The 10,302-nt window shown below is 73.2% G+C and carries 8 protein-coding genes; all 8 read right to left on the reverse strand.

Annotated features, from left to right (window positions below):
- Nucleotides 1-4: 4 nt before the first annotated feature.
- On the reverse strand, nucleotides 5-2,977 hold the full coding sequence (gene secA, locus KDL28_RS06570; RefSeq protein ID WP_308215935.1) for a preprotein translocase subunit SecA: 2,973 nt from the start codon (nucleotides 2,975-2,977) through the stop codon (nucleotides 5-7).
- Nucleotides 2,978-3,140: 163 nt separating this feature from the next.
- Nucleotides 3,141-3,788 (reverse strand): ribosome hibernation-promoting factor, HPF/YfiA family, encoded by a 648-nt coding sequence (gene hpf, locus KDL28_RS06575; protein ID WP_252436328.1) that lies wholly within the window; start codon nucleotides 3,786-3,788, stop codon nucleotides 3,141-3,143.
- Nucleotides 3,789-4,029: 241 nt separating this feature from the next.
- Nucleotides 4,030-4,692 (reverse strand): ComF family protein, encoded by a 663-nt coding sequence (locus KDL28_RS06580; RefSeq protein ID WP_252436329.1) that lies wholly within the window; start codon nucleotides 4,690-4,692, stop codon nucleotides 4,030-4,032.
- Between the two features lie 133 nt (nucleotides 4,693-4,825).
- Nucleotides 4,826-6,553, reverse strand: coding sequence for an LpqB family beta-propeller domain-containing protein (locus KDL28_RS06585; protein WP_252436330.1), 1,728 nt, complete (start codon nucleotides 6,551-6,553; stop codon nucleotides 4,826-4,828).
- Nucleotides 6,550-8,265, reverse strand: a complete 1,716-nt coding sequence (gene mtrB / locus KDL28_RS06590; RefSeq protein WP_252436331.1) for an MtrAB system histidine kinase MtrB — start codon at nucleotides 8,263-8,265, stop codon at nucleotides 6,550-6,552. Before mtrB ends, KDL28_RS06585 begins: the two co-directional genes overlap by 4 nt.
- A gap of 33 nt (nucleotides 8,266-8,298) precedes the next feature.
- Nucleotides 8,299-8,976 (reverse strand): MtrAB system response regulator MtrA, encoded by a 678-nt coding sequence (gene mtrA / locus KDL28_RS06595; protein WP_214407669.1) that lies wholly within the window; start codon nucleotides 8,974-8,976, stop codon nucleotides 8,299-8,301.
- Between the two features lie 59 nt (nucleotides 8,977-9,035).
- Complete coding sequence (locus KDL28_RS06600; protein WP_252436338.1) at nucleotides 9,036-9,665, reverse strand: dTMP kinase; 630 nt, start codon at nucleotides 9,663-9,665, stop codon at nucleotides 9,036-9,038.
- Nucleotides 9,666-9,785: 120 nt separating this feature from the next.
- Nucleotides 9,786-10,241 carry an NUDIX hydrolase gene (locus KDL28_RS06605; protein ID WP_252436333.1) on the reverse strand — a complete coding sequence of 152 codons (456 nt, stop codon included), beginning with the start codon at nucleotides 10,239-10,241 and terminating at the stop codon, nucleotides 9,786-9,788.
- Between the last annotated feature and the right edge of the window lie 61 nt (nucleotides 10,242-10,302).

Here is a 10,302-nt window from a genome sequence, read left to right on the forward strand (position 1 = left end):
GCGGCTACGGGCGCGCCGCGGTGGGCGAGCCGTGGCACTGCTTGTACTTGCGCCCCGAGCCGCACGGGCACGGCCGGTTGCGCGAGGGCTCACCGGTCTGGCCCCGGGCCCCGGTGTCGGTGCCCGACTGCTGCTGCGCCCGGCCGGCTCCCCCGCCGCGGGTGGCCGTCTGGCCGGTCTCCGTCGGGCCGCTGTAGCGCAGGTCGGCCGGGGCGGCGCCGCGGAAGGCGGCGGGCAGGACGCTGGTGGTGGCGGCCGGGTCGACCTCGGGGGCCGCGTGCCGACCGGTCGCCTGGGCGGCCGCGGGGGCCCGCCTGGGCTGCTGCTGGGGCTGCCGGGCGGCCTGCGCGGCGGCGGGCTGCTGGGCAGCGGCCGGGCGCTGCTGGGCCGGAGCCGCCTTCTGCAGGGTGGCGGCGGGAGCGGCCGCCGGAGCGGCGCCCTCGGCCGGGGCGGCCGGCTGGGCGGGCTGGACGCGCACGTTGAACATGTGCCCGACCGTCTCCTCCTTGATGCCCTCGAGCATCGCGGTGAACATGTCGTAGCCCTCGCGCTGGTACTCGATCAGCGGGTCGCGCTGGGCCATCGCGCGCAGGCCGATGCCCTCCTTGAGGTAGTCCATCTCGTAGAGGTGCTCGCGCCACTTGCGGTCCATGACCTGCAGCAGCACCTGGCGCTCCAGCTCGCGCATGCCGCCCTGGGCGCCGATCAACTCGTCGATCTCGGCCTCGCGGCGGGCGTAGGCCTCGCGCATGTCGGCCAGGATCGCGTCGTGCAGGACCTCGCCGGTGAGCTCGCCGTCGCTGAGGTCGCCGTCGTCGTCGCCGGCCAACTGCTGCCAGCGGATGCCCACCGGGTACAGCGTGCCCAGGGCCGTCCACAGCTTCTCCAGGTCCCAGTCCTCGGCGTAGCCCTCGGACGTGGCGCCGTCGACGTAGGCCGTGACCACGTCCTCGATCATGTGCTGGATCTGGGCCTGGATGTCCTCGCCCGCGAGCACGCGGCGGCGCTCGGAGTAGATGACGGTGCGCTGCTTGTTGAGCACCTCGTCGTACTTGAGGACGTTCTTGCGGATCTCGAAGTTCTGCTGCTCGACCTGGGTCTGCGCGCTGCGGATGGCCTTGGTGACCATGCCCGCCTCGATCGGCACGTCGTCCGGCAGGTTGAACCGGTTCATGATCGACTCGACGACCTGGCCGTTGAAGCGGCGCATCAGGTCGTCGCCCAGCGACAGGTAGAAGCGCGACTCGCCCTGGTCGCCCTGGCGCCCGGACCGACCACGCAGCTGGTTGTCGATGCGGCGGGACTCGTGGCGCTCGGTGCCCAGGACGTAGAGCCCGCCGGCCTCCTTGACCTCCTCGGCCTCGGCGGCGACCTGGGCGCGGACCTCCGCGACGACCTCGTCCCAGGCGGCCTCGTACTCCTCGCGGGTCTCGACCGGGTCGAGGCCGCGGCGGCGCAGCTCCAGGTCGGCCAGGAACTCGGGGTTGCCGCCGAGCACGATGTCGGTGCCGCGGCCGGCCATGTTGGTGGCCACGGTGACCGCACCGGCCTGCCCGGCCTGGGCGATGATCGCGGCCTCGCGCTCGTGGTGCTTGGCGTTGAGGACCTCGTGCGGCACCTGCCGCTGCACCAGCAGCTTCGCCAGGTACTCCGACTTCGCCACGCTCGTCGTGCCGACCAGCACCGGCTGGCCCTTGGCGTGCTTCTCGGCGATGTCGTCGGCGACCGCCTCGAACTTGGCCGGCTCGGTCTTGTAGATCAGGTCGGGCTGGTCCTTGCGGATCATCGGCCGGTTGGTCGGGATGCTGACCACGCCGAGCTTGTAGATCTGGTGCAGCTCGGCCGCCTCGGTCTGGGCGGTGCCGGTCATGCCGGAGAGCTTGGTGTAGAGGCGGAAGTAGTTCTGCAGGGTGATGGTGGCCAGGGTCTGGTTCTCGGCCTGGACCTCCACCCCCTCCTTGGCCTCGATGGCCTGGTGCATGCCCTCGTTGTAGCGGCGCCCGGCCAGCACGCGGCCGGTGAACTCGTCGACGATCAACACAGCACCGTCGCGGACGATGTAGTCCTTGTCCTTCTTGAACAGCTCCTTGGCCTTCAGGGCGTTGTTCAGGTAGCCGACCAGCGGCGTGTTCGCGGCCTCGTAGAGGTTGTCGATGCCGAGCTGGTCCTCGACGTAGGTGACGCCGTCCTCGGTGACGCCCACGGTGCGCTTGCGCTCGTCGACCTCGTAGTGCTTGTCGCGCTGCATCGCCGGGGCCATGCGGGCGAACTCCTGGTACCAGCGCGCGCTCTGCTCGGCGGGCCCAGAGATGATCAGCGGGGTGCGGGCCTCGTCGATGAGGATCGAGTCGGCCTCGTCGACGACGGCGAAGTTGTGGCCGCGCTGGACCATGTCGCGGGCGTTCCACGCCATGTTGTCGCGCAGGTAGTCGAAGCCGAACTCGTTGTTGGTGCCGTAGGTGATGTCGGCCTTGTACTGCTCGCGGCGCACCGCCGGGGGCATCTCGGAGAGGATCACGCCCACGCTCAGGCCGAGGAAGCGGTGGATGCGGCCCATGTTCTCCGAGTCGCGGCGGGCCAGGTAGTCGTTCGTGGTGATCATGTGGACGCCGTCGCCGGAGAGGGCGTTGAGGTACGCCGGGAAGGCCGAGGTGAGGGTCTTGCCCTCACCGGTCTTCATCTCCGAGATGTTGCCCAGGTGCAGCGCGGCGCCACCCATCAGCTGGACCTTGAACGCGCGCTGGCCCAGGGTGCGCCGGGCACCCTCGCGGACCACGGCGAACGCCTCGAACATGAGGTCGTCGAGGGACTCGCCGTCGGCGTAGCGGCGCTTGAACTCCTCGGTCTTCGCGCGCAGCTCGTCGTCGGTGAGCGCCGAGGCCTCCGGCTCGAGGGTCTCGATGTGGTCCGCGTACTTGGCCAGCCGCTTGACCAGCTTCGTCTCTCCGGCACGGAGCAGGCGGTTCAGCAGCGGCACGGGTCGACCTCATTCACGATCAGCGGGTCCAGCTCGGGTTCGGGGGGTCTTGCCGGCCACCAGGGTAGCGAAGCGGCCGGAGCCCCACGGTTCAACGCCGAAGGGGCGGCAACCGTTCCGGTCGGAATCGGTCGCCGCCCCTCACGGGCGCCGGCGCGCGGGATCAGTGCGTCAGGCTGATCACCCCGTAGTCGTAGCCCTTGCGCCGGTAGACGACGCACGGCTTGCCGCTCTCGGCGTCGGAGAACAGGTAGAAGTCGTGCCCGACCAGCTCCATCTTGGCCAGGGCCTCGTCGACGCTCATGGGGGCGTCGGTGTGCGCCTTGCGGCGGACCACCCGACCGGGGATGGGATCGGGGTCGAGGTCCTCGTAGTGCGAGCGGGGAGAGGGGATCGTCCCGTCGGCGGCGTCGACCGGGATGTCGTCGAGCTCGGCGACCACGGGCGGCGCCTCGTCCAGCACCGCGGTCGAGCCGCCGCGCGCCACCGTGACGCGGGCGCGCTTGCCGTTGATCCGGCGGCGGTCGTGCGAGCGCCGCAGCTGGGACTCGAGCTTGGCGATCGCCGCGTCGAGCGCGCCGTAGAAGTCCTGGGCGCAGGCCTCGGCGCGGGCCACGCCTTCGCAGCCGCGGCCGGTGATCTCGACCCGTTGGCAGTTCTTGAGCTGGCGACGGTTGCGCTCGTGGAACAGCTCCACCTCCATGCCGACCATCCGGTGGTCGTAGCGTTCAAGGCGAGCGACCTTCTCCGCGACATGGATCCGGAAATGATCCGGAACCTCGACGTTACGGCCGGTGACAACGATCTCCACGCAGACTTCCCTCGCTTCCCGCGTCGGGTTGACGGTGCGATGCGCCCGGGGGGAACTGACCCGCCCCGGCGCTCGATCGGTGGGGGTCCCTCCTGATTGATGGCTCGGGGATGCGGAGCACCGTAACGTGCATCACGGTTCGGCAACAGTCCTGACCGCGGGGTAACCCCGACCTGATGCATGCGACGGATGGTCTAGCAAGCAGGTCCGGCCAGCGCTAAAATCCGGACATTTCGCAAGATCATCTGGCTCGGCCGGTCGCGTCGCAGAGCACCAGAGCCGCCCGGGCCGACACCCCGGACCGAGCCAGCGCCGACCGGCATTCCCGCAGCGTGGCACCGGTGGTGACGATGTCGTCGACGATCAGCGAACGATCATCGACCGGGGGTAATCGGCCGCTCACGATCGAGACGCGCCCGCGCAGGTTGACGGCCCGTTGTGCGGCGTCGAGGCCCACCGAGTCCTGGACGCGCCGGTCGAGGCGCAGCGAATGCGCTACCCGGACGTTGGAACATTGCGCTGAAAGCGCGCGGCACAGTCGCAGAACGTGATCGCCCCCGCGGGCCCGCGCGGCCGCCGGCCGCGAGGGCGCGGGCACGAGCCACGTGGGCCCCGGACCGCCCGGGGGCGCGAGGTCGTGCAGCGGTCCGGCCAGCAGCGCGGCCAGCGGACGGGCCAGGTCGCGCCGGCCGCGCTCCTTGTAGCGGAGCAGGGCGGCGCGCAGCGGGCCGGTGTAGCGCCCGGCCGCCAGCACCTGCGGCCCGCCCGGCAGGTGCGCGGCGGCTGGAGGGCCCAACGCGCGCCCGCACGGGCCGCACCACGGCGGCTCGGGGCCGCCGCAGGCGGCGCAGTCGGAGGGGAGGACGAGGTCGACGAGGGCCTGACCGGCTCGGTGCAGTCGCATGCCTCGAGAGTGGCCCGCGGCGCCGTCGACACCCCCGCCGTGATCCCGAGTTATCCACAACCGACGAGTAATCCACAGGCCGGGCGCCCGTACTGGCGGAGCCGGCGCCGGACGCGTCAGCCTGGGTACGGCATCAGCCCGGGTACAGGGGCACCGCGTCGGGGGCGCTGCCCAGCACCTGCCGCCACGCGGTCTGGTCGCCGAAGGCGAAGCTCCACACGCCGTTCTGGTCGGTCACCAGCAGCGGGCGGTTGGCGTTCGCGGCCACCGCGCTCAGCGGCGGCGTCAGGTTGTTGCCCACCACCTGCTGCAGGCCCAGCCCGTCCATCGTGGTCTGCGCGACGAGCAGGTCGGGGCCGCGGCTCACCGACACCACCGAGTCGGCAGAGCCCCAGTCGGCGGTGATCACCTCACCGAGATCGAGAGGACGCAAGCGATGCACGTTGCGCAACGCCACCCCGCCGTCGACGCTGCGCGTCACGGCCGCGGTGTAGAGGCCTGTACCCACCACCGCCGCGACCCGCATCCCGTCGCGGGAGAGCCGCAGGTCGTTGATCGGACCGAGGTTCACCAGCTCCGCCGCGTCGACGCGGTCGGTGCGCGGCGGGGTCGTGGTGTCGGTCAGCACCCGGGTGACCAGCCTGCCGTCCAGCACGGTCCAGACCTCGGTGCCGCTGGGGGCCCAGGTGGGGCGGGTCATCGTGGCGGCGTCGAGGGAGGTGGGGATGAGGCTCGGGTCGGCGACGCCGCCGATGAGCAGGGCCCGCCTGCTGCCCTGCCGGGCGACCAGCGCGAGGCGCTGGCTGTCGAGCGAGAGCGCGGCCGACTCGACGTCCTGGCTGCCGTCGCCGCTCGGACCGGGCAGCGGGGCGCTGGGCTCGGGGCCGGTCAGCTGGCGCAGCCTGCCCCCGGAGACCACCAGCCCCTGCACGTCCTGGGCTGGCTGGGCCTCGGCGATCAGGTCGGCGACGTCGGTGCGGGTGAGGTCGGGGCGTTCGGCGATCAGCGGCTCGCCGTCCACCAGCAGCCGCACGCGCGCCACGTTGACCTCGGCCAGCGACAGCACCACCTGCGCGGCCAGCAGCCGGCGCCCGCTCGGGTCGAGCTCGCCGACACCGGTCAGGTCGACGACCAGCGCGCCGTCGGGGCTGACCGCCACGTTCGAGCGCAGCTCCGCCTCCGGCGGCAGCATGCTGACCGCGGCCCCGAGCAGCGCGGTCGAGGGGCCGCGCAGCAGCAGGTCGGCCACCCGGGCCGCCTGCGCCCTGGCCGGCACGCTGGGCACGTACCGCAGGTCGGACACGACCAACCTGCGCACCGGGTCCACGAACCAGGTGCGCACCGAGCGGTAGTTGTCGCGGAAGATCGTCAGCGGCACGACGACACCGTCGGGCAGCCCGGCGATGCGCCACTGCCCGTCGCGGCGCACCACGGTGACGTCCTGCTGGAAGCTCGCCTGGTTGGGCTCGAACACCCCGGATCCGGAGACCCGGCCGATGGCGGTGCCGCGGATGCGGATGGTGGTCGCGTCGGCGGAGTTGGGCGCGCCCGGCGTGGGGACGGTGTCGAACTGGCCGTCGAGCACGGTGAGCCCGGTGCCGTCGTCCCAGCCCGCGGCCTCGTCGGCCAGGAAGCGCCGCGCCGAGCCGTGCCGGTCGGAGCTGCTGCCGGAGGCCAGGACGAAGTCGCGGACCAGGTCGAGCGGGTTGCTGCCGTCGACCGGGCCGGCCGCCGGGGCCTGCTCGGCCTCTCCGGTGCGGCCGAGCACCTTGACCGGGGAGGAGTCCGGGACGGTGGCGCAGGAGGCGAGCGCCAGCGCGGCCAGCAAGGCCGCCGCCAGCCGCCCGATCCGGCGGTTCACTCCGGGCCCCCGTCGTGCGCGGGCAGGTGCGCGCCCCCCACCGCGGACGGCACGCGCGCCGGGTCGAGGCGCTCCACGGGCTCGCCGCGCCGCGGCGCCGGCTCGCGGCGCGCGCCCGCCTCCGGGCCCAGCGGCACCGGGCTGGAGCGCAGCGGGTCGCCGACCGTGCGCGGCAGCGTCAACCGGAACTCCGACCCGCGGCCCACCTCGCCCCAGGCCTGCAGCCAGCCGCCGTGCAGGCGGGCGTCCTCGATGCTGATGGCCAGGCCGAGCCCGCTGCCGCCGCTGCGCCGCGCGCGCGACTCCTCTGCCCGCCAGAACCGGTTGAACACCAGCTCGGACTCGCCGGGGCGCAGGCCGGCGCCGTGGTCGCGGACCAGCACCGCGACGGCCTTCTCGTCGGCGGCCACGACCACCTCGATGGGGTTGCCCTCGGCGTGGTCGATCGCGTTGGAGACCAGGTTGCGCACGATCCGCTCGACGCGGCGCGGGTCGAGCTCCGCGACGGCGTCGCCGTCGGGAAGCCGCACGTCGATCGGCGTGCCGGACTGGTCGGCGATGCCGCGCACGGCGTCGACCGCCCGCGTGACGACGGCCCCCAGGTCGGTGCGCTCGGCGCCCAGCTCGGCCACGCCCGCGTCCAGCCGGCTGATCTCCAGCAGGTCGGCCAGCAGCGCCTCGAACCGGTCGAGCTCGTTGACCAGCAGCTCGGAGCTGCGCCGCAGGGCGGGCAGCAGCGCGTCGCGGGAGGCGTACAGCACGTCGGCGGCCATCCGGACGGTGGTCAGCGGGGTGCGCAGCTCGTGGCTGACGTCGCTGGTGAACCGCCGCTGCAGGGCGCCGAACTCCTCGAGCTGGTCGATCTGGCTCTGGATGGAGGAGGCCATCTCGTTGTAGGACTCGGCGAGCCGGGCGACCTCGTCCTCGCCGCGCACGGGCATCCGCTCGTCGAGGTAGCCCTCGGCGAACCGCTCGGCGATCTCGGCGGCCTGCCGCACCGGGTGCACGACCTGCCGGGTGACGATGCTGGCGATGCCGCTGAGCAGGAGCAGCAGCACCAGCCCTCCGACGATCAGCGTGCTCTGCACCAGCCCGAGCGTGCGGCGCTCGGCGTCCAGCGGGAACAGCAGGTAGAACTCGATGGGCCGGGTGGCGGTCTGCACCTGCTGGCCGACGACCAGCATCGGCGTGTCCACGCCTTCGAGCACGACGGTCGTGTACTGCAGCGACCGCAGCCCCTGCCGGATGCTCTCCCGCAGCTCGGGCGGCACGTCGGAGATCCGCCCGGCGATCATGTCGTCGGCGCCGTCGGACTGGGAGGCGGCCAGCACCGCGAAGAACTCGCCCGCCGCGGACGAGCGGTCGCCCTGGATGCTGGTGCTGGTCAACCGGGCCAGCGCGTTGTTGAGCTCGCCGCTGGCGCTGTCGCGGTCGGGGTCGACGCCGGTGAGGTCGCGTTCCAGGACGATGCGGGCCGTCTCGATGCGGGAGGCGGCGTCGGTCTCCTTGCCCTGCACCACCCGGTTGGCGATCTGGGTCTGCAGGATGAAGCCGAGCACCAGCACGACGGCCGTGGACAGGGCCAGGGTGCTGATGACGACCCGCAGCTGCAGCGAGCGCCGCCAGACCGCGTTGAAGGCGTCGGTCAGCTCGGCGCCCAGCTGGCGCAGCTGGGCGACCCCGCGGCGGGTCCGGTCGGCGAGGGCACCCACGTGGTCAGGGCCCGGTCGCGCGGATCACGGTGGTCACGGGGGCCCGGCCTTGTAGCCGACGCCGCGGACGGTCAGCACGACCTCCGGGTGCTCCGGGTCGCGCTCGACCTTGGACCGCAGGCGCTGCACGTGCACGTTGACCAGCCGGGTGTCGGCGGCGTGCCGGTAGCCCCAGACCTGCTCGAGCAGCACCTCACGAGTGAACACCTGACGCGGCTTGCGGGCCAGGGCGACCAGCAGGTCGAACTCCAGCGGGGTGAGCGCGATCTGCTCCCCGGCCCGCACGACCTGGTGGGCGGGCACGTCGATGGAGATCTCGCCGATGGCCAGCTGCTCGGCGGGCTCGTTCTCGGTGCGCCGGACCCTGGCCCGGATCCGGGCGACCAGCTCCTTGGGCTTGAACGGCTTGACGACGTAGTCGTCGGCGCCGGACTCCAGGCCCAGCACGATGTCGACGGTGTCGCTCTTGGCGGTGAGCATGACGATCGGCACGCCGGACTCCGAGCGGATCGCCCGGCACACGTCGATGCCGTTCATGCCGGGGAGCATCAGGTCGAGCAGCACCACGTCCGGGCGCAGCTCGCGGACCGCGGGCAGGGCGCGGGTGCCGTCGCCCACCACGGCGGTGTCGAAGCCCTCCCCGCGCAGCACGATGGTCAGCATCTCGGCCAGCGCCGGATCGTCGTCCACCACAAGTACGCGCGACTTCATGTCCGTCAGCATCCCACCCGCTGGTCAGCGGCCGCGCCGGGGCCGCCCGGTGCGCACATCTACGCCAGCAGGTCGGCGGCGAGGGCGGCCGCGTCGGGGCCGGCGACGCCGTCGAGCACGGTCCACGGCGAGAGCCACGACAGGGCCGCGAACTGGGCGTACACGGCCGCGGTGCGCTTCTGCAGGCCGTCGTCGGACTCGAAGGCGTCGCGGCCGCGGCCGGGCTCGGTGCGCTCGCGGCGCTCGGCGCGCTCGGCCGCCACCTGCTCCGGGACGGCGAGCAGGAGCTGGCGGTCGGGCACCGGCAGCCCGAACCGGTCGACCTCGGTCGAGCGCACCCACTCGACGAACTCGCCGTCGGCGTCCTGGTGCAGCCGGGCGGCGCCGTATGCGGCGTTGGAGGCGATGTAGCGGTCGACGAGCAGCACGTCGTGCGCGGCCAGCGCGGCGCGCATGCCGTCGGCGGCGGCGCGGCGGTCGAGGGCGAAGAGCAGGGCCATGCCGTGCACCGACTCCCCCAGGTCGCCGGCGCGGCCGTAGAGCGCGTCGCGGGCGAGCTCGGCGTGCACGTCGGCGTCGTAGCGGGGGAAGGCGAGCCGGGCGACCGTGGCCCCGCGGGCCTCCAGCGCGGTCGTCAGCGCGCCCGCCACGGTGTTCTTCCCGGCCCCGTCGAGCCCTTCGATGACCACCAGCACGCGCGCACGGTAGCGCCCCCGTCGAGAACGAGCTTGCCGTCGTTTTGGACCGGTCCAACCGACAACGGCTTCGTTCTCGACGGCGGCCCACCCGCGGCGGTGGGCGACTCGCGGTCAGCCGATGCCGAGGGCGCGGACCGTGGACCACGTCTCGGCGAAGCCGGGGTGCAGGGGCATGGCGGCCACCCGGTCGACGGCGACCCACCGCAGCTCGACGGTCTCCCAGCTGAGCATCCGCGGCAGCGCCGGGCTCAGCGCCCGGCCGATGACCGTCGTGTAGGCCCAGCCGCCGTGGTCGTCGACGTGCTCGCCGACGACCGCGTAGGCGGCGGCATCGAGCCCGGACTCCTCGTCGGCCTCGCGCTGGGCGGCCTGCGCGGCGGACTCCCCGCGGTTGCGGGCGCCGCCCATCACCCCCCAGGTGCCGCCGTGGTGGCTCCACCGGGAGCGGTGCTGGAGCAGGACCGCGCCGTCGTGCCAGAGCAGCAGCCCGGCCGCGCCGAACCGCCCCCAGTGGTCGTGGCCCTGCGCGCAGCTCACCCAGCCGTCGCCGTCGTCTTCGGATCGCACCACCCCATCGTGGGCGGGTTCCCCGGTCCTGACCATGGGAACCCGCCCACGACCGGATCAG

Origin of the sequence: Pseudonocardia humida (assembly GCF_023898865.1) — a bacterium.
GTDB lineage: Bacteria > Actinomycetota > Actinomycetes > Mycobacteriales > Pseudonocardiaceae > Pseudonocardia > Pseudonocardia humida.